This window comes from Novipirellula galeiformis (assembly GCF_007860095.1).
GTDB lineage: Bacteria > Planctomycetota > Planctomycetia > Pirellulales > Pirellulaceae > Novipirellula > Novipirellula galeiformis.
Genome location: NZ_SJPT01000001.1, coordinates 258,058 through 284,115, shown reverse-complemented (window position 1 = coordinate 284,115; position 26,058 = coordinate 258,058). Strand labels below are relative to the sequence as shown.

General features: G+C 55.8%; 9 protein-coding genes. 5 read left to right on the top strand and 4 right to left on the bottom strand.

Annotation, left to right across the window (positions count from 1 at the left end; all coding sequences use genetic code 11):
* Positions 1 to 166: 166 nt before the first annotated feature.
* Together Pla52o_RS00945 and Pla52o_RS00940 are read right to left on the bottom strand one after the other, a co-directional pair.
* Entirely contained in the window at positions 167 to 817 is a 651-nt protein-coding gene (locus Pla52o_RS00945) for an HAD family hydrolase (RefSeq protein ID WP_146592718.1), read from the bottom strand.
* A complete protein-coding gene (locus Pla52o_RS00940; RefSeq protein WP_146592717.1) occupies positions 804 to 1,571 on the bottom strand; it encodes a hypothetical protein in 768 nt (255 codons plus the stop codon). The genes Pla52o_RS00945 and Pla52o_RS00940 overlap by 14 nt, the downstream gene beginning before the upstream one ends.
* 331 nt (positions 1,572 to 1,902) lie before the next feature.
* Between Pla52o_RS00940 and Pla52o_RS00935 the strand changes: the two genes are divergently transcribed.
* From Pla52o_RS00935 to Pla52o_RS00920, 4 genes are read left to right on the top strand one after another with little or no spacing between them, the layout of a single operon-like run.
* Positions 1,903 to 3,843 carry an ABC transporter ATP-binding protein gene (locus Pla52o_RS00935; RefSeq protein WP_197168928.1) on the top strand — a complete coding sequence of 647 codons (1,941 nt, stop codon included), beginning with the start codon at positions 1,903 to 1,905 and terminating at the stop codon, positions 3,841 to 3,843.
* Between the two features lie 22 nt (positions 3,844 to 3,865).
* Positions 3,866 to 4,189: a hypothetical protein gene (locus Pla52o_RS00930; protein WP_146592715.1), complete on the top strand. Its 324-nt coding sequence runs from the start codon at positions 3,866 to 3,868 to the stop codon at positions 4,187 to 4,189.
* A 50-nt stretch (positions 4,190 to 4,239) separates the two neighbouring features.
* Positions 4,240 to 5,016, top strand: coding sequence for a glycosyltransferase family 2 protein (locus Pla52o_RS00925; RefSeq protein ID WP_146592714.1), 777 nt, complete (start codon positions 4,240 to 4,242; stop codon positions 5,014 to 5,016).
* A 25-nt stretch (positions 5,017 to 5,041) separates the two neighbouring features.
* The gene (locus Pla52o_RS00920) at positions 5,042 to 6,136 is read left to right on the top strand and encodes a WavE lipopolysaccharide synthesis family protein (protein WP_146592713.1); all 1,095 of its coding nucleotides are present in this window, start codon (positions 5,042 to 5,044) and stop codon (positions 6,134 to 6,136) included.
* 134 nt (positions 6,137 to 6,270) lie between these two features.
* On the opposite strand, the gene Pla52o_RS00915 is transcribed toward Pla52o_RS00920, so the two are convergent.
* Together Pla52o_RS00915 and Pla52o_RS00910 are read right to left on the bottom strand one after the other, a co-directional pair.
* Complete coding sequence (locus Pla52o_RS00915) at positions 6,271 to 7,875, bottom strand: glycine--tRNA ligase (protein WP_146593478.1); 1,605 nt, start codon at positions 7,873 to 7,875, stop codon at positions 6,271 to 6,273.
* A 520-nt stretch (positions 7,876 to 8,395) separates the two neighbouring features.
* Positions 8,396 to 9,169, bottom strand: coding sequence for a tetratricopeptide repeat protein (locus tag Pla52o_RS00910; RefSeq protein WP_231611998.1), 774 nt, complete (start codon positions 9,167 to 9,169; stop codon positions 8,396 to 8,398).
* A gap of 519 nt (positions 9,170 to 9,688) precedes the next feature.
* Here Pla52o_RS00910 and Pla52o_RS00905 point away from each other — a divergent pair.
* Positions 9,689 to 26,038, top strand: a complete 16,350-nt coding sequence (locus Pla52o_RS00905) for a beta strand repeat-containing protein (RefSeq protein WP_231611997.1) — start codon at positions 9,689 to 9,691, stop codon at positions 26,036 to 26,038.
* The last annotated feature ends 20 nt before the right edge of the window (positions 26,039 to 26,058 follow it).

Here is a 26,058-nt window from a genome sequence, read left to right as displayed (position 1 = left end):
CGGCAGGGCGCAGCCCTCTGGTGACACAATGGGGCGACTCGCTCCGCTAACAACGAAGTTGATTCCGAAGGGTTACTAAACGGGACGAGACAGAGTCCTTCAACCGGAGCACTCAAACCCAAAGCGGGACGTATTGTCGTTCACCCCGCAAACCCGTTCGACGCGATCAAACGGCCCGGCGTAATGGCGTCTGCGATTCGAGCTGTTGAATCGTCTGACAAATGCCAGCGTAGTGAACGTCGTGAACCGTATCGACCCGGTGGACATGGGCGCCTGCCTGCTGGGCGGCTTGTATCCCGTACAAACCATCCTCAACGACCAAACACTCTTCGGGAAGAAACCCGAGTCGCTGCATGGTCAATTGGTAGATCTCAGGATGCGGTTTGGGTAACGCAACATCTTCGTTGCTAAACGTACACTGCATAAACTGCCCGAGGTCGGTGCGTTCCATTAAGAGGTCGACACTGCGACGAATCGAATTCGATGCAAGTGCAACCGAGAAACCTTCCTCACGCAATCGATGAAGCGTCTCGATATGCTGCGGGTTAGGAACACATTGCTGCTCAACAATCTCATACAAGTATGTCTGCTTCATCTGGTTGATAAACCGATGAAGCGACGACGGTAACCCTTGCTTCTGTGTCAGCATTTCAAGCTTATGCCGAGTGGGAAGCCCATCATAATCTCGTACATGCTCCAATTGGCTGATGTGGAATCCAAACAGAGCCAAGGCACGATTTAGCGCATCGAAGTGCCACTCTTTCGCGTCAACCAGAACGCCATCCATGTCGAAAATGACTGCCTTAATCTTGGTCATTCATGAATCCTTTAAACTCATTAGGGTTGTCCGTACACAACAACAATCGTGCATCATGGAGATTTCGTTTGGCGACACGCCGAACGAGAGGCCACACTTCGTGAGCAGAACGCCCGTGAAGCTCCGATGAAACGATGCAAACACTTTTACCGCTGCAAAGATGTGCCTCGATCACCTCTTCACCATACCAACGTGACTCAAACGCATCGAGCCAAACGCCTTCGCAGCGTTGGAGCAGCGAGGGAACCGATTCGTATTCGCTTTGACGAGTGAAGCAGTGTTGCGATTGGCGAAGGTGGGCGAGCAGGTCGGGAACCGACATGTCAAAGACAAAGTAATTGTCAATTTTGTGCTTCAACAGCGTTGAATGAACGATGTCGGCGAGTCCATCCGCTTTGATATTCAATGCCAAGCAAGCATGAGAAGCGGATTTGCGATAAAGCTGGCATAAATCATCCAGCGTGATTTTTTCATTGTGATCGGCGATGGGACAATCATGTGCGATTACGACTTGGCCTTGAAAATCTCGTAGATCGGTTTCCAGCCCAAAACCTGAATCTAACGCGCAACGCAAAGCGCGCCGTTGATTCTTCTCACTGGCATCGTTCCACAGGCCTCGGTGGGCCAACAATTCCACATCCATCATCGCTGATATCGAAACCACTTCGTTTTTGCTAGCGAACAGCGTTTCATTTTGCCATAGGCTGCACATCATGCACCCCAGATGACCATGTACCCCAGATGACGCAGCCACGCGGCAAACCTATCCTCAACCCGAGGAATAGCAAATCCACGCTTCGTGCTGCAACCGCGATTGCACCTCCTCCACAGAGGATGTTGGTGTTGGCCCGATAATCTTTTACATCAAGCACGCGTTTTTATCCGGATGCGGCGGATCGGTTGCAACCACAAGCGATTGGGGTTGCCAAATCCGAAACCGCTGTGCCATGATCCTCGGAAAATCCGCTTGCAACTTGACGCCATTGCGCGACGCTTCTTTCCAGGCTGACCGGTTAGTGAGGCTGTTGAGCGGGATGGAACGACAGAATCTCGCGAAAAGGCACGGACGCCAACAGGCTTATAGGATGAAGAATTTCCAACGTTCTCTACGCGACGCGTTTCGCTTCTGGCCATTGCTTGTTCTAGCAACCCTGTGTTCCGTTGGAACCGGCGCGCTGTGGGGCATCAACATTGGCGCATTATTTCCCGTCATTGAGGTCACCATCGCGGGCGAGCCACTGCAGGATTGGATCGACCGAGAAATCGATTCAGCGCATAGCCGAATTTCGGACGTTCAGCTACAAGTCGCGGAGATTAAAGCCAAGTCAACACCGCTGGAGCGTCGCGATGCACTTCAACTTGAGATGTTACAAACGCAGTTGATGACGGAAAAGGCATCGCTTGCTTCATCCCAGAAACTGAAACCCTGGGTTGACGACTATCTTCCCACAAGCCCATTCCAGACGGTGGTTCTGGTGATGGTGATGTTATTGATTGGCACCGTGCTGAAACACATTTTCCAGCTCATCAACACTTACACCGTCGCTCTGGTGGCGGCGAGAATTGGACGACAAATTCGCCAAAAAATCTTTGCCAAAGCGTTGATGATGGACCAAGCCGGATTTGCAGGTTATGGCAACAGCGGGTTCGTTGCCCACATCACTCACACCACCGACATGTTGACCAACGGCATCGTCAGCGTTTATGGAGGCGCCATTCGCGAACCCTTGAAATTGCTCTCGTGCTTGATCGGGGCAAGTCTGATTTGTTGGCGACTGATGCTACTGAGCTTGATTATTGTGCCGGTCGTGGCGTTGCTGATTTGGGTGCTCAGCCGGGCCCTCAAAAAGATTTGCCACAGCTTGCTGGAAAAATCGATGGGGCTACACCACGTGATGCTCGAGTCCCTTGGCAACATCCGCACCGTGCAAGCGTATACGAGTGAACCCCACGAGCAGAAACGCTTTGACAAAGCGACCCTGGATATGCAGCGTTTTTCGGTCCGCATCGTGTTCCTAAACGCATTAAATCGTCCGGTCACCGAAGTCCTCGCGTTGGGCATGATGGGCACCGCGATCATCGCGGGATCTTACCTTGTCATGAATCAAGCGACGATGATTTGGGGCATTCCGATAACCGAACGCCCGCTCAGCGTGGCGTCCATGTTGGTCTTCTTCGGATTGCTGGTCGGGGCGACCGATCCGGTTCGCAAGATGGCTCAAATCATTGACGGCATCAACACGGGCGTGGTCGCTGCGGACATGCTCTACCCGATGCTTGACCGCCAATGCTTGATCACCGACCCCGCCGATCCGGTAGACATTCCGAAACCTCACTCGGCGATCGAATTGAAGGGAGTCACGTTTGCTTACGATGGGGTCCACAATGTCCTCAACAACATTTCATTGACCATCCCGTTTCAATCCAAGGTGGCAATCGTCGGCCCTAACGGCGCCGGCAAGTCGTCGCTGATCAGTCTGTTGTGCCGGTTCTATGACCCCCAGCAAGGCAGTGTGTGTTTGGACGATGTCGACGTTCGATCGCTACGGTTGCACGATCTTCGCCGCAGCATCGCCCTGGTGACGCAAACCACGGAATTGTTCAACGAAACGATTGCCTACAACATTGCCTATGGTAGTGAAAACGCCACACAAGAAGAGATTGTCGAAGCGGCGAAACTGGCTCACGCAGACCATTTCATCACCACGGAACTACCCGATCAGTATGACACGCGGATCGGACACAACGGTTTGCGATTGAGCGGCGGGCAACGCCAACGCATTGCCCTGGCCCGAGCTTTATTGCGGAAGCCTGAGATATTAATTCTCGATGAAGCGACGAGCCAAGTGGATGCCAAGAGCGAGCAATTGATCTATCAAACCTTGCAAGAGTCCTGTCAAAACTGCACCGTCATCTTCATTACCCATCGATCCACGATGCTTGACATGGCCGACATCTTGTTGAATTTTGAACACGGCACGATGCGAATTGACCGCAACCTCACTCACAACCGCTACGCCGCATAACTTGCTCAGAGGAACACAGCGAATGTCCAAACCCTTACATCTCGATGACTTCGTTGGCGGTTGGTTGACCGGCCACTTTGAACCCGCCCTTCTTCGTCAAGACGCAGTGGAAGTGGCGATCAAGCGATATGCTGCTGGCGACTATGAAGCAAGTCACCATCACCGTATTGCAACCGAATACACCGTTGTGGCAAGTGGTCGTGTACGCATGCTCGGCCAGGAGTACGAAGCGGGACAAATTGTCGAAATCCCGCCTGGCACGTCGACCGACTTTACGGCGTTAGAAGAAACGATCACGGTCGTCCTAAAATTCCCCAGCGTTGCGGACGACAAATACCTGGATTAAGACCTTCCGCCGACCTTCCCATTTCAAAATCTTTTACCCAGAGAACCGGAATGCTTAACATCGTCATTCCCATGGCCGGACGTGGTTCACGATTCCAACAAGCTGGCTACGACATCCCTAAACCGTTGATCCCCGTCCATGGGGTACCGATGATCCAAACGGTGATCGAAAATGTTCGTCCCCAACGAGAGCATCGATTCATTTTTATCTGCCAAGCCCAACATCTGGAATCTTACGAGCTTGAGAAGACGCTGAAGCAATCCTCCCCTGACTGTGAAATTGTCTCCGTCGAGGGAGTCACCCAGGGAGCCGCCTGCACCGTATTGTTGGCGAAAGAATGGATTGACAACGAACAACCGCTGATGATCGCCAATTGCGATCAGTGGATTGACTATTCGATCGATGACTATCTATCGATGGGCGATGCCGATGGCGTTGAGGGCTTGGTCATGACGATGAAAGACGATTCGCCCAAATGGTCGTATGTCCAACGCGATGCCCAAGGAGAGATGCAATGCATTGTGGAGAAGGAAGTCGTTTCCGACGAAGCGACCGTGGGAATCTACAACTTTGCCCGAGGCAACGCATTTGTGGCAGCGGCATTTGAGATGATCGAGGCGAACGAACGATCGAAGAATGAATTTTATGTCGCTCCGGTCTACTCACGATTGATTCGCAACGGAGCTAAGATCGCGACGGACAATGTCGGCGACGCAGGAAACGTGATGTACGGACTGGGCACCCCCGAAGACTTGGAGCGTTTCTTAACGCTTGGTTTTGCCAGCCGCATCCAGAGTTCGAATCGAAAACTACGGACTCCCGCTTAACTCCTCTAGGCAAAGACTCAGCAAGATGTGGAAGTGGAATTTTCTATGTTGGCTCATCAATTTCCTGACGCGAAAGCCAAGGAAGCGACGTCATCATTTCGAGCGATTAAGCAAGCGAGTGAGTGTCGAGCTCGATCAGTATGACGAGGCTTGGAAGGTAGCCACGCAATATTCTAAAACGTGCCCGCCGGTGCCGTTTGAATCTCACACCACCAGCAACATGGCCATCGTCGTTCAAGGCCCCGTGGTCTGCCGCGACAACCTAACCCTCGAGACGCTAAAACTCTATCGCGGGCTGTTCGCAAACCAACCCATTATCCTGTCTACCTGGGAAGACGCATCGCCAGACTGCCTTTCCACTGCCGAGCAAATGGGCATTCATATCGTCACGGGCCCTCCGCCGGAGCACTTCGGCCCCGCGAATTTGAACATGCAAATCGTGTCCACGCGACGCGGAATCGAAAAAGCTGAGCAGCTCGGGGCGAAGTACACGTTGAAAACGCGAACCGACACGCGTTTACACTCACCCCACCTCGGCGATTTTCTAACGGGGCTACTAAAGTCGTTCCCAATCCGCAGTAACGACATGCAGCAAGAACGGATTGCGGTACTCGACCACGCCACCCGTCTCTACATCCCCTATCACCCTTCGGACATCCTGATGTTCGGTCGCACGGAAGACTTGCTGCGTTATTGGTCCGCCCCCCTGTGTATTGACAATCAGGTTGTGCTGGCACCTCAGAACTTTGGGGAACTGATCCAAGAACCAAGCTCCGAGGTCTGGGTTTCGGAAGTTTGGCTTTGCCGTCACTTTCTCGAGCAACTTGGCGTCACGCTTGACGGAACGCTCGAACAATGGTGGCAATTGTTGGCCGATCGTTTCATCACCCTCGACCGTTCGTCGCTTGGCTTCTTTTGGCCCAAGTACAACTATCACGAAAATCACGCGCTCAGCGAGAATGACGAGTATCGAAATCTAGCGACATGCAGCTTCCGCCACTGGATCAGCATCGCTCAAATGCAAATGCGGCCCTCGGTGACAATCGAGGATTTAGAACACGAGAAGATCAACGCGATCCTGGCCAAAGCTCCCGCGGCAAAAATGTCGCAAGTCAGCTAATCGCATCGGCTTGGTACAATCACTCGGGCCATCACTTCACGCTCGGTGGAAGTTCCACCGAGCACATTCTCATATGGCCCGCGGTGACAACGCACTAAGCGTTGACACTAAGCGTTGGACACTAAACGCCGACGCTAGGCGTTGATACGCGATTGCAACTCGGCGACCACGTCGTCGATTTTGACGCGGCTTTGTTCCAACGTGTCACGATCACGAATCGTCACCGTTTTGTCGGTCAACGTTTCGGTATCCACGGTGATACAGTACGGCGTGCCCGCTTCGTCTTGACGACGATAACGTCGTCCGACCGCGCCCTTTTCATCGTAGAAGACGTTCATGTGCCGTTTCAGTTCGCCGTAAATCTCGTGAGCCACCTCGGGCATGCCATCCTTTTTGACCAACGGAAAAACGGCAGCTTTGATCGGAGCCAAACGAGGGTGCAATTTCATCACCGTACGGCTTTGCAGTTTGCCGTTCTCGTCGGGAGCTTCGTCTTCGGTGAAAGCCTCGCAGAGGAAGGCCAACACGGCACGATCCGCTCCTGCAGAAGGCTCGACCACATGCGGCACAAACTTTTCGTTGGTCGCTTCATCACGATAGGTCAGGTCGCGACCGCTGCCGCGGTACTTGGGTTTGCCATCTTCGCCCAACTCGACTTGCATCGGACGCGTCGAGGGATCGAGTTTGCCCTCCATGTGGCTGCGTAAATCAAAGTCGCCTCGATGGGCGATCCCTTCCAATTCCCCGTATTCGCCTTCGGGCAAGAACGGAAACGCGTATTCGATATCCGCCGTGCCCACGCTGTAATGCGCCAACTCCTCTTGATGATGCTCGCGCATGATCAGCGATTCATCCGAAAGTCCCAAACTCTTGTACCACTCTAAGCGGCGATCACGCCAATAACGGTACCACTCTTGAGACTGGTCGGGGTGACAAAAGAACTCAATCTCCATCTGCTCGAATTCTCGCGAGCGGAAGGTAAAGTTGCGCGGCGTAATCTCGTTGCGAAAACTCTTGCCGACTTGACCGATCCCAAAGGGAAGGCTGATGCGGCTGCTGTCGAGCACGTTCTTGAAATTGACAAAAATCCCCTGGGCGGTTTCGGGACGAAGGAAGGTGGTGTCGTCCGCCCCGCCGAGGGCTCCGAGCGTCGTCTTGAACATCAAATTGAACTCGCGCGGCTCCGTTAATGTATCCAAGCTCTTGGCATCGGGCGCGAGAACGTCAACGGTCGAATCGAGCTTGTCGAGCGTGAGCGATTCATTGCCAACAGCGATCTTGTCCGCGTCCTTGTTGCGCAGCTTGAAGAACTTCATGCCTCGGCGACGGACCTCATCAAGCTCTTGCTCGGCTTCGGCCAACGTGGTCACAAACACCTTTTTGTCCTGGTACTCGACCCAACGACCGCGAATTTGATCAAAGCGATAGCGTTTCTTTGACTCGCGACAATCGACCATATGGTCGTGAAACAGGTCATAGTGACCGCTACACTTCCATACTTGGGGATGCATGATGATCGTGCTATCGAGCCCCACCATCTCGAAGGTCGAGGGCGCCGTCTGCGGTTGGATCAACTCGTTGTGGCCGCCGATCATGTCGTGCCACCAAGCGTCTTTCAAATTTCGCTTGAGCTCGACGCCAAGCGGACCGTAATCCCAAAATCCTTGGATACCACCATAAATTTCGCTGGATTGAAACAGGTAGCCACGTCGCTTGCACAGCGAAACGATTTTGTCCATCGACTTCATGATGCGTTAATTAATTTGGGGGGAAAGGGAGTCTGTTCAAAACGAATTGCCAATCGTAGGACTTTTTGGCGGTTTAGACGAGAGTAGGCGAACGAAGCGGTTCTCACTTGCCCGAGCCGCTATGTTCGGGCCTTTGGATTTTCATTGTCCAGGCGAGAATTGCCTGAGTATCCTAGCCCGAATACGCTCGCGAGGGATTTGAAGGCGGCCAAGCCTTTTTCCTCGCGGACGCTGTGCACCACGCACTCAACTCGCTGATTCGCGGGCGTGCGAGCGACGGCGGCACCCAAGGCGAGCATTCCTGAGTCTTCTGAGGCGAATAACCGACTCGAATCGGGACTCGGGCGGCGGCGCCCGTTCAAGACCCGGTATCAAACAAGGCCCGGTATCGAAATTCGATGTCGACGACCCTCCAACCCCCAGACGATTCGCCTGGGTCCTCGGGCTGCGAACTCCGCAAGCGGTTGCCCGAGGTGGCATTGTGGCACAAGAGCAAAGAATGGCACGAACCCTAGCGGCGGATAAACCCGCTGTCGTAGCCCACGGGGGAAGCAATTTGAGTTCCCCCGTTCTGTAGATTCTGAGCCGGAGCCGCGTTGAGATGTTGGCTCAGCGAAGCGATGCGCTCTGCGGCGGCCGTTTGCGTATTGTTCAAGGCCAAACTGCGTTGGTAGTTCTGGAGCGCTTGACGCAGGTCACCGGATTGTTCACGCAATCGTCCCAGTGCCAACCAAGCCCGAGCGTTATTTGCATCCAATTGGACGGAATCCTCAAGGTACTTCAGCGCCGTTTGCGGCTCACCATACTCTTCATACAAGCGAGCCAATTCGATCCGCGGTTCGGCAAACGATGGGTTTCGAGCGGCCCAATTCTTCAATAGCGCGAACGCGCGATCAGCACGGCCGGTGTCGACCAACAACACGCCAAGTCCGCGATGGCAATCGACATGATTAGGGTCGTAATCCAGGCATTGGTTGTAAAGCGACTCCGCCTGTTGGATCAATTCAGTCTCGCCACGCTGATTCCCCAAGCGGTGAGTGGTGGCAGCCAAGTTGTAGTAACCGTCCGCGTTTTGAGGGTCGGTTTCGATCACCTGCTGGAACTGCTGTAGCGCGGCGGTGTACTGGCCCTGCTCGTAGAGCCGAGCCCCCATCGCGTTCTTGCCACTGGCGGCCCATTGGCAACCCGAGCAGCAAAACAGGGCGATTGCGGCAAGCGGCGCGAACGCTACCCGACGATTGGCGAAACAAAACGGAGGAGCGACAGGATACGTTTGTCCAGTCATGAGATAAGTCATCCTGACGTGGGTAGCGAAGCGATGTTCGACTGGCATGCCCCGAAAACCCCTCCAATAACGGTGAATTTCTGGATTAACGGTGCGATTTAGGCTGAACATTAGCAACGCAAGGATTCGAAAGGCAATAGCGGAACTTTCGGTTCTAACGAATCGTCCAACATCGCCGAGAATCGAGGGCAACTTAGGTCGGGTTACAACTGCGCTAACCTCACCTAAACCCCGTACCGCAGACGATTTTCGTTGCTTGACGCTAATCCACAACTAGAATTCAGGACAGGCTCTGCGTAAAGCCACCCCAGATTCGCCAACTTTCCCACATTGCCATTCCGACCAATTCGTGCCAATTGGAACCGTCTTCCCTTGCGAGACGAAGAATTTGGCACTGCAAAACGACGTTTTGGTTTGAATTGACCGCGAAACGTCGTGTGCCAGCAGTTGGAAAGTTTTGCGCAGATTACCAAAACACATTTTTGCCATTGCCATTGGCACTGAATAAGAGGCTGTTTGATGACCAACCGTAAATCGAGTGTTCGAGACGGTATCGAGAAACGAGTTCGCAATCTGTCGGATCGTCTGCGCAGCAAGCGTCGACGAAAAGAACGTCGACTGTTGTCGGAAACCTTAGAAACGCGACAATTACTTGCCGGTCCCGAGTTAATCGGGGTGCAGAGTAACGAGGGCGATCTGTTTCGTGACTTCGAAACCCAGGTCACCAATACGCTGCCCAACAGCATGCCTGAGCTGAAGGTGTCGCCGCGTGAACTGGTATTCCGGTTCAATGATGACGCGGTGATTTCTCCTGAAAGCTTGGGAGGCATCACGATTACTCGCGCGGGAAGCGATGGTTTCTTTGACTCGGCCAGTGCGACGACCGACTTGGGCACCAACGGTTCGGTGTTACTTGAATTTCGTGCCGAGGCGAGCGGCATGTCCGGAAACGGGACGCGAATCATCTTCGCGAAAACCGACCGCGGCTCCAACGGGCTCCCCGTCTTGACCTCGGTCAATGCATCGGGGGCTCAGCCGGTGATCACGATCGATTTGAACAGTGCGCCGGGGCGTCCTGCCACGGTGGCTGATTTGGTCAGTGCGGTCAACAACGCGGCCTCGGTCAGTCAATTCATCAACGTTCAACAAGTCAGCGGTCCGTCGTTGGCCAAAGTTGGGTTGAGTGTCGACACCAGTCGCAACGTCGTTTTGACAGGGGCCAATGCGGCTCAGGCGATCACCGACTTGGGAACCGAAGGGGCGACTCGGATACGCGTGACGGCAACGCAAACGGGCGCTGCCGGTACGGGAACCCAGATCATCGTCAAGCAGCGTAATTTTGGTGGCGCCGCATTGCCATTGGTGTTGGTCAATGGAAACACGGTGGAGATTCAAGTCAACTCGACGCCGGGTTTCCAAACCACCGTCGACCAATTTTTGACGTCGCTCAACAGCAACGAAGAAGCGTCAAGTTTGGTGACGGCATCGCTTGAGGTCGGCAGCGGTTCGACATTGATGGGCAATCGCAATCCGTTTTACTCGCCGTTGACATTAAGTGGTGCGAGCGACTCGGTGATCCAACCTGGTTACGTTGGACTGGGCGATTCCCCACGCGAAGTTGTATTCCGATTTGCGGAAACCCTTCCCGATGACACCTACCGCATCGACATCAACGCCGCCGGCGCTTTGGGATTGCGAAACGAGGATGGCGAGTACTTTAACGATGGCATGAGTGTCACCGGCCAGTTCACCGTTAACGGGGGTCCCCAAGTCCTTGCCGTGGTTCCTCAACCGGTCACTCGGGCGGCGGATGGCACGCTGAATTCGGCTCCGAACGTGATCGAGGTTCATGTCGACGGTGGCGACGTCAACCGAGTTCAACTTGAGCGTGAAGAGTTTTATCGCTTGATCTACACTCGCGATACGTTGACCAGCAACGATGATTTTTCGGTGACGCCGACATCCGCGGTTTATAATCCCTTGACGAAAATCGTCCGGCTGGAGTTCCCCAATGCACTGTCGCGCGTGCCCGATCCACTTACCAATGGGAATACGTTCCTCCAGGGAGCAGCACGGCTGCGAATCGGGTCGAGTGAACCGATCAACGTCACCCCAACGCAGATCCCGGTCAACTCGGATCCCAAGGACAGCTTCTCTCAGGCGCTGAACTTAACCAACACCTGGACGATCAACAGCAACGCAAACGCGGGCATCCAATCGGCGCGTTTGACGAGCGAGATCCGAAACACGACCGACTACAACTTGAATCTTCCTGGTGCTGGGGCTCCGGGAATACGCAATCTGCGTCCTGAGGATCCATCGCGTTTGGACCGCACGATTCCGTTGGACGTCTTTCGTCGTGGCGCCGATTCCGACTCGGGGATCGCGGTATTCCAATACAATTTTGTGAATAGTTGGTTGGGGGATGACCCCAACAAAGCGGGCATCGATGAGTCTCGCGAATACTTCAATCTGATCACCGAGCAACAGAAGTCTCGCGTTCGCGAAGTGCTGTCGTTGTTCAGCGAGTACCTTGGGGTTCAGTTTGTCGAAACCGATGGAGGCTTAACGGACCAAGCATCGTTCTCGATCGCGGTCGGTGAGTTGTATGGAGCGGATCCTCGCGTAAACAGCGCGTCGGCGATCCGCAATCCCGATGGCTCGGTGCTCACGACAGGGCCTGAATCGGTGGTAGCGGCCACACGTGACCGCAACCTGGACGGTATCGATGATTTGGTGGTCTTGGACTTCCAAGACTTTGACCAATCCACGGACGACCAACTCGGCGGTCAATTCTTCCGCGGTGCATTCCTGGCGATTGGCCAATTGCTAGGCTACGGCTATGCCGATCACCTGGCCCAACCGGTGACCCAAAGCACGGCGTCGGTCTTGAATCCCGGCACGGACAATGAACCTGCATTCCCGAGCGTTGCGGACATTGTCAACGGACAATTCCTGTATCGTCCCGAGAGCAATGATGTCGATGTTTACAAATTCACGCTCAATCAAGCCGGCCGGATCAGCATCGAAACGATGGCCGAGCGGCTTCCCAACGCCAGCATGCTGGACACCGCGCTGCGTTTGTACAAGCAAGACCCGGCGACAGGCAAATACAGCGAGATTGCCGCAAATGATGATTACTTCAGCGCAGACTCGCTGATCGAACTGGACTTAACCAAGGGCACCTACGCGGTTGGCGTGAGTGCATCGGGCAACACCACTTACGACCCCACGATCGCGGACAGTGGATTTGGTGGCAAGAGCGAAGGTGCGTACGAATTGTCGCTGGCGTTCCGAGCCGCGGGTGCCGATGGCATTACGGACAACTCGGGCAACGCGTTGGATGGCGATCTCGACGGCACCCCCGGTGGATTGTTTGATTTCTGGTTCGTCCCCAACGATCCGAACACCACCTTGTTCGTCGATAAAGCGGCATCCAACCCCGACTTGATCCGCTCGACGCCGAATCCTTACGTCAACTTGAAGGATGCGTTGGCGGCCGCATTACCGGGAGACACGATTCGCGTGGTCGGTAACGGTGGCGTGGACGGTGATGTCAGCACGTTGGCGGACAACTTTGCTTATCAAGTGGGTCAAGACAATCGCGGCGTCACCCTACCCGACGGCGATTCGATCATTGTGCCCAAGGGCGTCAATGTGGTGATCGACGCGGGGGCGGTTTTCAAGATGCGACGCAGCCGAGTCAGCGTTGGCAGCACCGCTCCGTTGGTCGACCAAAGCCAATCTTCGCTGCAAATCTTAGGAACACCAACCTTGGTCGGCTCCAATGGACAAGTGATCGTTGACGCCAACGGTGAAGAGGTTCCCGGTAGCGTTGTCTTTACCAGTTTCAATGACGACCTTAACCCTGCAGTTCCCGATAGCGCTACGAAGGGGGATTGGGGAGGCATCGATTTCCGCGGCGAAATCGATTCCGCCGATGAGTCGCGTGTGTTTAGCGAAGATGCCGGTATCTTCCTCAATCACATTCAATTCGCCGACCTTCGCTACGGAGGTGGTCAAGTCTCCGTTGACGGTCGCCAAGTGGTGGTCAGCCCGATCGACATGGCCGTCACGCGTCCAACGATCATCAACAGCGTGATTAGTCAGTCGGCGGACGCCGCCATGTCGGCGACGCCCGACACGTTTGCCGAATCACGCTTCATGATCCCGACGGTTGCCGGGATGGCCTTCACTCCCGATTACAAGCGAGTGGGTCCTCACATTCGCGGCAACCAAATCGTCGAAAACTCGATCAATGGTTTGTTTGTTCGCGTGACCACGCGCAGCGGCGACCAATTGCAACCGCTAACGGTCAATGCACGGTTTGACGACACCGATGTGGTGCACGTTTTGACGGAGAATCTGCAAATCGCCGGCTCAGCGGGTGGTTTATTGCAAACGGTCGACGCGCCAATCAGTTTACTGATTCGTGGATCGGCCACCGACGCCGCAGGCGACCCATTGGACGGCAATCTCGTTGCGGGATCGTATCGCTACCGCATGACCTTCGCCGATTCTAGCGGCGGTCAAAGCGACCCCAGCCAACCGACTGCGGCATTTACCCTGGCCGATGATGGCGGTTTGCAATTGACCGGTTTGCCTACGGTCCCCAGCACCTCCTCCTTCAACTCACGCCTTTTGTACCGAGCCACCGTTCAAGCCGACGGCAGCGATGGACCGTACTTGCTCGTCGCAACGTTGAACGCGAGCGACACCGCTTATATCGACACCGCGGTAGCCGGCACGACCGCGTTGCCGACGATGACCGGCCAACGGACCGCACGTCCAGATGCCGGTTTGACGGTCGACCCAGGCACCATCATTAAGCTTGAAGGCGCTCGAATCGACGTCACCTTTGGCGCCAATTTCTACGCGGAAGGCACGACCGAACGTCCGATCGTTATGACCGGTTTGTCGGACAATCGTTACGGTGCCGGAGGCTCGTTTGACACCAACAGCACCAATACGAACACCACGCTCAACCGGGGTGATTGGGCGGGCATTTACGTCGGATTTGGCGGCGCCGCCTCCATTGACCACGCGGTGATCGCGGGTGCGGGCGGGATCGCACGTATCCCTGGTGGCTTCGCAAGCTTTAACGCGATCGAAGTACATCAAGGGGATCTTCGCCTGGCGAACAGTCGCTTGGAGCTCAACGAAGATGGACGTGAGTTCGTCAATCCCAATGACCCCGATCGCGGTGGCCGCAGCGACAATGCCAGCGGAACCGTGTTCGTACGAGCATCGCAGCCGGTGATCGTTAACAACACCTTCGTCGACGGATATGGACCGGTTGGCACGTTTGACGTCAACAGTTTTTCGTTCAACGAAGTCACCGATCCCGGCCGCAGCACCGGTAAGATCGATGTCGTTCGCTCGACCGGTAACAGCGGTCCCTTGATCCAAGGCAACCGCTCGGCACAAGCGATGGACGATCCCGATGCCGCCGACAAATTTGGCCTCAATGGCATCGAAGTTCGGGGCGGCGCTGTCGCCACCGAAGTCGTGTTTGATGATGTCGATATGGTGCACATCGTTCGCGACACCATCGAGATTCCCAATCAGCATATCTACGGCGGCATGCGACTTGAAAGCGATGCACGCGGAAGTTTGGTGGTTAAATTCGATGGCGTCACCGCCGGCATCGTCGCGGGAGGCAGTCTACAAACTTCCGAAGACCAATTCCAAGACATTGCCGATCGCATCGGCGGCAGCTTGCAAATTGTCGGTCACCCCGACTTCCCCGTGGTGCTCACCGCATTGGTCGACGATACGATCGGAGCAGGCTTCCGACCGGACGGTTTACCTTCGCTCGATACCGATTCGAATGGCATTCGCACGTCGATTCTGTCGTCCGAAACAAGCTCTGCCGCAACCCCTCCTGGGCTTCCCGTCGGACCTGAGTACGACCGCACCGATCGCGAAGTCAACAACGGAACGCGAATCGACAACGATATCGATCCTAATGTGATCGGGTTCTTCGAAGGCACGGTCCAAGACGGAAACGAAGTCACGAACATCTCAGTATCGGGCATCGACCAAAACACCGGCACTCGACTACAGCAACAGAACTATACGTTTCTTGAAACGACCATTGTCGACATTGATTATGTCGTCCCGGCGCCGGTCGGAGCTGCAGCGAGATATCTCGCGGACACCACTTTCCGTTTGAGCCAAACAACGATCACGCGTCCTGCCCAACTGATTTCACCCGACGTGGTCGTCAGTGAAGGCACGTTTGACATGCTAGTATCGGTCGCTGGATCCGATCCACGGCCGGTGAACTGGGTTGCGACGACGTTCTTCCTGGACAACCGGGCGGTGATGTACACGACCGTGGAATTCTTTACCCCGGACAATCGTGACTTCGGTGACAACATCATCGAGAATATCCAAGTGATCAACTATCTCGACGGGGACGTCGGGACCGGAACTCAAGACACCCTGTATCGTGTTGGCGTTCCGGGCGAGCAAGACTTCCGAGCGGCGGTGATCGATGGCACGTCGCGAGTTGGATTCAGCCATGGGGGTATTTACAGCAACGATGGCACGAACCAATTCAACGCCCAATACGATGGTTGGATGGCCGATGGTGCAGGTCGATTGTTGAACGCGATCGACACCGAAAACACAGACTTCACCGTGATTGGTGACGTCGATCAATCGCTGCTACCGGTTCCCAACAGCCCGTTGTTCCCGAATGCCACCGTGGCTGGCGGGATCGCCGACATTGGCACCAGCTTTGCTTGGACGCTCGATGCCGCTCAAGATCGCGCCAAGGTGACTAGCTTTATTGAATGGATCCCCAGCGACCCATCCAATCCGTTTGCGATCCAATTGCCGGTGAACATCGAAGGGAGTGGCGATTGGAACGGGATCACGATTCGCGAAGCGGCAGCCGACCGAAACGTTGCGATCACCAGCGAAAACGAGCCTCGCAACGTCGGGGTTTCAGACACCAACCCCACTCCGGGCCAATCCCAATACCTCGGGGAATTGGCACCGAACGAACGTTCCGGCGACGAAAATCGCCGACTTGGCTTCATCGTGGATGGTGCGATCAGCCAACCGAGCGACATCGACGTGTACTCGTTCATTGGCGAAGCGGGAACTCAAGTTTGGCTCGACATTGACCGCACCGACTTGCGACTCGACACGATCATTGAGTTAATCGATGCCAACGGCAACACCTTGGTGCTGTCGGACAACTCCATGGCCGAGTCCCTAGGCACACAAAGCCGACTGGTTGCACCGGATGGACGTTTCCCGACCGCCAACGCGCGGTCGCTGAACTTGATCGCACCGAATGATCCGAATGTGACCACCCAAGATCACCAGGATCTATTTTCAACGAACCCACGCGACGCCGGCATGCGGATCGTATTGCCGGGCGAAGCGGGACAACGCAACCTGTACCACGTGCGAGTCCGCAGCAGCAGCGTGGAATCGGGTTCGAATCAATCGCTAGTCGTTTCGGGGCAATCAGCCGCTTCGGTACCATCGAGTTTGCGTCGCGGTTTGACTGCCGGTGCATACCAGTTGCAGGTGCGATTGCAAGAAACCGATGAACATGCGGGCACCCAAGTGCGATTCAGCGATGTGCGTTTCGCCGTGAATGGGATCCAAGTGATTGGCGGCCCAATTCACAGCCCATTGGCGGGTGACGAGTATGAAGTCGATACCGCCAACGAGACCTTGGGAGCGGCTCAGCGGCTCGGTTTGTACTCGGTTGCGATCGACAATCAAGACGTGCCGTTGCTGGATGCCGCAGGGAACCCCGTGGTGGATGCCGCGGGAAATCCCGTGCTCGTTGCCGCTCGAAATAACGGTCCATTGTCGAGTGACCGGTTGTCCAAAACGATCGGTGGAGTGATCGAGAGTTTAACCGATGTGGATTGGTATCAATTCGACATCCAATACGAGAATTTGACACGCGACAATGCCGCGATGTATCTGGCCACGGCATTCGACCTCGACTACGCCGACGGCTTGGCACGCACCGACACCGCGATCTACGTCTTCAACGAAGCGGGCCAATTGGTCCTGGTAGGAACCGATAGCAATATCGCTGACGACCAACCGCTCGGTAGCGCCAACGCCGAAGACCTATCGCGTGGATCGTTTGGCACAGGCGACCCGTTCATCGGCTCGGCCGAGTTGTCCGAAGGGGTTTATTACGTTGCGGTATCGAACCAACAACGCGTTCCTCAACCGATGGATCAATTCTTTGATCCCAACTCGACCAACCCTCTGTTGCGACTCGAGCCGATCGATTCGGTCAAGCGAGTCGTCGAAGAGCATTTCGACTTCCCCGTGGTCTACGGCACGGCGAGCGCGCCGGAGGTCCCGGTCCTGTTTGATCAAAATTCGATCATCGACTACACGTTCGATGACGTCATGTTGTACGTCAATACTGGAACCGGATTGTTCCTGGTCAACCCTTACACCGGAGCGACTTACAACTCAAACACCCAAAGCGGTGGTTTCCTCGGCGGCTTCGGCGACGAAGTTCGTGACGTTGCCTTCGGTAGTAACGGCGAACTGTTTGCCTATACTGGATTTAGCAATCGTCCCCCATCGGATACCGCTTGGAGCTACTACAGCATCGATACCTCGACCGCCGCATTGGGAACTCCAATCACGGTCGGTGGCGGCATCACCACCCATCACCTCAGCACTCCGGCACCCGACCCGATCACGGTACTCGATGTCGACAGTGATGATGGTTTGGAAGTCGAAGCGATCACGATCCGAGAATTCCGAAATGCGGAAACCGGTTTCTTGGTTGGCAACCGACCGTTCCCGCGTGCGGGACTCTCCTACACCACCAACATTCTGTACGGATTTGATGAGAACACCGGTCTGATCAACGGCGGTAACTTCAATCTCGATGCGGGCATCCCTGGTGCAGGAACCAGCCGTCGCGAAATCGGTCAAATCGACACCGCCGCTCCAACGGGGGCTCGACCGTTGCAACTCGGTTTCACTGCGGCCACCGAGGTGAACTCGTCTGGCGTCGCCGTTGCGAGTCTGTTTGATGGCGACCGTTTCACACTGACCAACCAATTAGAAACGGTCACCTTCGAATTCGACCAAGGTTTCACCCTCAGCATTGACAATTCGACCGTCATTGGTCCCGATGGATTGCCAGTCGCTCGAACGATTCCGTTTGGCGATACCGTCTTGGTCAAGTTGCCCGGACAAACCGCGAAGTTGTTTGAGTTTGTCAGTGACCCCGCGAATGTCACGGGCACCAACATTCCAGTGGTGATCTCTCCGAACCTCGGTCCCGAGGCGCTAATCGATCGCTTGGCTTCGGCCATTCGCAACGCGGGCATCTCGGTTTCTGCTGCCGGTTCCCAGCTTTCCCTACCAACCGCCGAAACGGTTTCGATCCAAACCAATCCGACGACCAGCACGACGAGCTTGGTTTTGAGCGGAACCCCAGGGGTCGAAAGCGGCAACTTCCGCATTCCGTTGTTCCCAACCGACACCGCGGGCACCGTAGCACAACGCATCGTGCTCGCGGTCGCCCAAGCCAATACGGCTGGCGACCTGCCCAATGTGAACGCATTCATTGATGCGGGAGCCACCGATGCTCACTCGGTTCGTATCGTCGGCGGCTTCATCGGCGATCCGGCCAGTAGCTTAGGCAGCCAGCCCACCGGGAATCTAAGTGCGGGAGGCTTGCCCACCGGCGGCACCGTGACCGGAATCGAATTGGTCAACAACAACCTCTACGCGGTTACCGATACCGGCGGATTGTTTGTTGTTTCGGGCGGCGAGTTAGGCAGTGCGGTCGGAAACCGTACCGTCGGACAATATGTGCTCTCGGCAACGGACTTGGTCGGCATCAACTTCACGGGACTACGTGCAGGTCCGGCGAGCGTCGAAGATGGCGAACTACGTCAAATTTTGTTCGGCGTGACCGGCGCCGGCGAAATCTACGCCTTCAACACGCGTGGCGAATTGCAACCCGTCTTCGCGGGCGGTCGCTCGATGATCTCCACGGGCATCGGCGGTGCCCTGGGCTTGGACTTCAGCATCCTTGACTACAACCTGTGGCACGTCACCGAACGACGCGGTTTGGATGCTGGGCACGGCATTGGAGACATTTTCAGTGGCACGCGCCCAAGCACCGAAGGCGGCAACAGCCTTGCCTTTAACTATGAAAACATCGACCAATTCAACCAAAACTACGCTAATTTCCAAGAGTATCCCAACGGAACGCGATTGGATGGATCCAGCATTGTTAATACCTACAACATGCCTGGCGGAGCGAAGGGCGAGGTGCAAAGTAATACGTTTGACCTAGCCGGTTATTCGTCAACCGATTTGCCCACGCTGTACTTCAGTTACTTCTTGGACACCGACGATGTCGATGACATCAACGGAGCTCGCGATTCGCTACGTGTCTACATTGTCGACGCAAACGGAGTCGAGCATCTGGTCGCAACCAATAGCAATACCCTCCGTCCGGGAGATCGCGAAAACTTCTCCAGCGACGATGAATTCGATGATCCGTTGCCGAACGACTTCCTCTCAGGCTCGTTGTATGACGACGATATCGATACGGAAGTCCAACGCCTCTTTGATAACACGGGAACATGGCGTCAAGCACGCGTCCCCCTCAAGGCGTTCGCAGGACAATCGGGTCTGAGCATGCGAATCGAGTTCTCGACGGCGGGTAAAACGTCCACGGGCACTCCCTCGCTTCGCGCAGTCGCTGGAAATGTGCTTGTCGAAAATTCGCAACTCGTCGTCAACGGCGAAGCGTTTGCCATCGACTTGGCTCCTGCGGTCAACGCACCTACCGGCCAACAACTCGCGGCGTTGTATGACGCCGACCCGAATGCGGTCGCGGTATTGACCGTTGATGGACAAGCTTACGTACTCGATGATGGCATTCGCCCGGTGGCCGCAGGCCAAATCCGCATCGACCTGTTGTCGAGCCAACCAACGGGAACCACGCTCGCTGATCTCAGTGCGAGCCAGATTGCGACGTTGATTGCCGACACGGTCGACTTGAAACGATTGGTTCCTTCGGGCACCGTTTTGGCGGCTCGTTACGCCGACCCCGATTACCGAGAAGTCATTGAGTATGCCGGACAAACGTTCATCCTCAATGATGGAACCCGTCCCGTCGCGACGAATGAAATCAGCGTCAACCTGCTGAACCCCCAATCGAACGTGACGCTAAGCCAATTGACTCAATTGGAGATCGCTGCGGCGTTCTCGTTGGCAGCGGGATTGCCACTGCCTCAGTACAACGTGACGAACAACTTCAATTTCTCGGATCCTTCGGACATCCCGGGTGGCATCGGGGAACGCAACGACTTGCTTTACCAAGCGACCCCACTGCCATACTCAGGCGGCAACGCCACGATCAATGGCAGCGGCCGCATCGGATCGGTCGACGCCTTCGGAGTTCCATCGAACTTGAACGATGTCGACCTCGTGCGAGCGGACGTCACCGCAGGCACCACGTTGTTCGTGGATGTGGACTTGGTGACCAACCCGACCCTCAACGCAGCGGTTCGATTCTTCGACGCCAATGGCAACGAATTGTCGGGGATCGTCAATCTCGAACGCGACACGGTTCAATTAACAGCGACCGTCAACGGGCCGATTTTCATTGGCATCAGCGGAATCGGTAACGAAAGCTACGACCCCCGCATCGCGGGAACCGCGACCACGGGCCAAATCGACTCGTACACGGTCTCGGTGCAATTCCTATCTCCGATCTCCGCACGAACCGACGGCAGCTTGATCGAAGTCGACGGTACCGCCTCGATCACCACCTCGTCGCCGACCTTGCTAGTGACGAGCGGCCAAGACGTGTTGACCGGCTCGCCGATTCGGGTCAGCCGATTCGACACCGCGTCCCAAGTGGCCGAGTCGATCTCGCAATCACTTGCCGAGCGATTCAGTGGAAACGACACCTCGTTCGTCCCTGCCTCGGGAGCATCGGTACGCACCGGCATCCTGTCGATCGACGACTTCGGCCCCTTCGTGAACGACCAACTTCGCTACGGCGATCGCTTTGCCGCTGGATTCCTTCCGGGAACCGCCGACAATAATCACGAAGGCGTCTTCATCGACGACATCATTATCGGATTCGCCGAGCGTGGTGAAATCGCCACAAACTCTCGTGCCGTCGGAACCAACGAAACCTTCGTTGAAGATGGAACGCGATTCTTTACCTCGACACCACGACCGGCTCAACCGACCGTCACGGGCGCTTACCAGCTCGAGATCCGCGATGCCAGCGAGTACGTTTCGAGCGAAGAGAGTGAGCAATTCCGCACCTTTGATACCAATGACCGTTTGACCAATGGTTACTCGTTGACCGCCTTTTCCGGAAACGATCTCATCGATGGTGCCACCTTCTCGATTGGTGCCGCCGGTGCCGAGCTGAAGTTCGAGTTCGACTTGTTGGACGCCAATGGGGTCAGCAACGGGCTCAATTCGCCGACTTCACAGATCCCGATCGTGGTCAGCCAATCCGCCACCGCAGTGGAAGTCGGCACGGCCATCATCAATGCACTTCGCGCAACGACGGTGCGTCAAATCCTGAACATCACCGCCACGGGTGCCAACGGTAGCAATATCGATAGCCGCATCAACGTTTACGGTGACGTCACGATTACCGATCGTGGAACGGCATTCCAAACGATCCAACTCTTTGACCACCGCGGCGATTCCAATCGTGATCGCAACGACCAAGGGGTGATCATCATTGAAAACAGCCGCTTCCTGTTCAACGCCGATGCCGGCATCGAGTTGAACCGGGGTGCGGAATCGCGTGTCCAAGGTGTGGATCAAACTGACCAATTCCCAGCAGCGATCGTCTACCCTCGCAACCTTGTCGAGCTCAACACCAACGACTTGCTTCCGGGTGTTGTGGTGCAGAGCAATGTGCTCGCGTTCAATGCAAACGCGGGCGTTCGCATCACGGGACTCGGTCCCAACGGTGGTACGCAAAGCAATCCGATTGCCTTCGATCGCATTTTGAACAACACGATCGTGGGCGGAAACGTCAACCGAGCGGACGAGACGTTCCCGGATGTCTTCAACGACATCTTGTTTGACAAGGGAGACATTTCCTTTGCCGATGTGGTCGTCAGCTACACCGCGGGTACCAATGTATCGGCTGGCTTTGACAACCCGCTCAAGGCACTCGGAGCTCCCGATGTCGTCGGCCGTGGTTTAGAACCTGTCGACGGCGAATTCACGACATCGTTAGGTCGTCGCGGCCAGCTCACCGTGGGCTTCACCGACAACTTCTTGACCGGCAGCGGCGACGCACGCCCGGACTTGATCATTTTCGAAACCGGTTCGATCGAAGGGGTTTCCGTTGCGGTCAGCCGCGATGGCGTCAACTTTATCAATGTCGGCATTGTTGCAGGCATTGATGCCACGATCGACTTGGATGCGTACGGCTTCAATGCACAAGATCGCTTTGGATTTGTGCGTTTGACCGATCTCGGCCAAGGCACCTCAACCACCGGTGCCGTGGGTGCCGACATCGATGCCATCGGCGCATTGTCGACGGTGGCTGCGGACATCTATGTTCCTGGAAGCCAAGGGATCGTCGTCCAACAAGGCGCCGCTCCAACGCTGTTAAACAATGTGATCGCAAACTCGCAAACCGCGATCGCGGTGGACAACAGCAGCTTACAAACCGTGATTGGTGGAACGAGTTATTACCGCAACGCAACCGATGCTCGTAGCAGTCAAACGAATTCACGCGGTACGTTCGCGCAACAGATTCCTAATTCACAGGAACTCTTTGTCGATCCCGTTCAATTGGTGTTTACGCCTCGAGCCGGCACCCCGATTATCGACAGCTCGATCGATTCGTTGGAAGACCGACCTTCGCTGAAAACGGTACGCGGTGCGATTGGATTGCCCCCCAGCCCGATCATTGCTCCGACCCTCGACGTCAATGGTCAATTGCGAGTGGATGATCCGACGGCCGAAACTCCCTCCGGTATCGGCGAACGCGTCTTCAAGGACCGTGGTGCCGAAGATCGCGCCGACAAAGTGGGGCCACGTGCCGTTTTGGTCGCACCACGAGCTCCAGATCTCGGACTCGATGGTGGCCAAGTGGTCACCGGCCGCGGAGACATTCTCGATGCATTCGATATTCAATTGATCGACGGCATCGCCGGTGCGGATCCAACCCCAGGTGTGGGCATTGATGACGACAGCGTCACAGGCGATGCCATCCTGGTCACTCGATTCGATCAAACGCTTGGCGAAGAGTCCGAGCAAACGCTTGTCGAAGGGATCGACTATCGATTCGGCTACGATCCATCGAACAATGTCATTCGCTTGACCCCGCTGGCAGGCGTTTGGCAAGAAAACTCGGTCTACGTGATTCGCTTGCTCGACTCGAGCGATGCGGTGCTTCGCGTGCAAACGGGATCGGCCTACACCGATCGTGCGTTGACAACCGTGATTGGCTTGGATGGCTCGTTCACAACGCTCGAAGCCGATACCGGCATCAGCGTAGTGGTATCGCCAGCCTTGTTCGGCAACAACATTGACGGGCAATCGATCACCATCTTCGACGGACAACGAGAAATCACCTTCGAATATGACACCGACGGTCAACTCAACGGCAACGGTGGGTTAAACAACTCCGTTGCGATTCCGGTTGCAACCTCGCTGAGCGTCGAGCAACTCACCGCGGCACTTGCCGATGCGATCAATGCGTCCGTGCTAAATCTGGACGCCACCGCATTGCAAAATCGAATTCAATTGCTTGGGGGTTCAACGCTGGCAACGGCCACCCCGCTGAGCGATGCGTTCACCGTGACGGTGACCAACACGACCTTCACCATGACGTCCGCGCTGTTCGGTGCGGCAGATGGCGAAACCGTGACGGTCTTTGACGGCACCACTTCGCTGACATTCGAGTTTGACTCCGATGCCACTCAAAACGACATCAACAGCATTCTCGTTCCCGTGGTGGCCACCGACTCGACACAACAATTGGCCGAAGCCCTCAACGCTCAGATTCAATTGTCGGGATTGAACGTCACCTCGTCGGTGCTGAACAATCGCGTCGTGATCCTGGCCGATTCACCGCTGGCCAATGGAACGACTCAATCCGCGTCGATCCGCGTGAGCAACACGATTAGCGGTCCTTCGATCGGCACCTCGGTAGGATTCGGGTTGCAAGTTCCGAACGACTTGGCCGCCGTGAGTGATGACCTTACCGATGGGCAAACGTTTGTCATCCAACGCGGTGCTTCCCTGATCCGAACCTTTGAATTGGACTTCGGTGGCGGGGTGAGCACTCCGGGTGCCATCGCCGTTGAAATCGGTGCCAACGCAACACTCAATAGCATTGCCGATGCACTCGTACGAGCCATCGCCGGTGCGGGTCTGGGATTGGCCCCTGAAAATATCGGTGACGGTCGCGTCACGCTTGGCGGCGATGCAAACTATGCAGTCGACCTGAGCAACACGACTCTGAAACTGCTTTCATCGGCGGGACAAAAAGCCACGACCCCCGTGGTCATCCCGATCGATGCGACGATCCAAGAGGTCGCCGAGCTTTATCGCGCGGCGATCCAAAGCATCGGACTTCCCAATGTGACAGTCTCGATCGTTGGCAACCGCTTGATCATCGATGGCGTCGGAGCAGTCACCGGTAACGGATCGGTCGCTCAACCGATCATCCGCGACGATGTCGGCAACTTGCTGCAAAGCAACACCGCGTCCGGAACCACCGAATTGGTCGTGTTTGTCGGTGGCGGAGACGATTCCACTGGAAACGGAGTCGATTACGGCGATGCTCCCGCGCCTTACAAATCGCTTCAAGTGGACGGTGGACCACGGCACAATGTCATCTCGAACCTGTACCTCGGACGTGGAGTGACTCCGGACTCGGACGCTCAACTTCCCGACGGGGATCGATTCGACGATGGCGTTCGCGTCAACGGTGCAGTACGCCCTGGATTCACGACCACCTTCTTGGTCGACATCAACTTGCCATCCGATCCGTCGGAGACGACACCACTACAAGCACCGGGGGTGTTCTACCTCGACGCATGGTTCGATTGGAACGGCAACGGAGTCTTCGAAGAAAGCGAAGTGCAACGCTTTGGTTCGGTCGGCAGCGGCCGTTCGATCGTCGGAGTGGGTGCTGGCAACACGCTCAACGTGGCCGTCCCGGGCAATGCAAAGGTCGGCGAGATCTATGCTCGCTTCCGAATCAACGGCGACAACGCTGGAACCAGCGGGGACAGCAACCTAGGACCACTCGGGTTCGCGCCTAATGGCGAAGTCGAAGACTTCAAAATCTTCGTCTCGAGCAATCCGTTCCGCAATCCGATCCACCGTAACGATGTCAACAACAGCGGCGTCGTCACTCCACTCGATGCGTTACAGATCATCAACTCGCTCAATCGTGCGGGAGCCTCGAGCATCCGTTTGGATCAAGCAACCCCGACCGACTTGCCACCGTTCCCTGATACCAACAGCGATGGTGTGGTGACGGTTTCCGATGCACTCAACGTGATTAACGAACTCAACCTGAACCGAAATACGTTCGGGGCATCGGGTGAGCAAGTGGTCACGAACTACGTGCCCACCGCTAACGGCGTTTACGCCTCTGGAGCGACCGCGGTCGGTGACCTGTTGGTGGCCGACGCGAGCCCCTCCAACACGGTGAACCACAATTCGGGTACCGGAATCGCTCCTGAAGGTGAGTCAACCAAGGCGAGCGTCTTCGATCACGTCGCGGTCGGACAACTCGATTCGATCGTCGACACGTTGGCTGCGGACACGACGGCGGCGAGTGAAGAGAAAGAAGAGACATCCGTGCTCGACCAAATCTTCGCGAGCCTTTGATCCGGATCGCCTGAGTCACC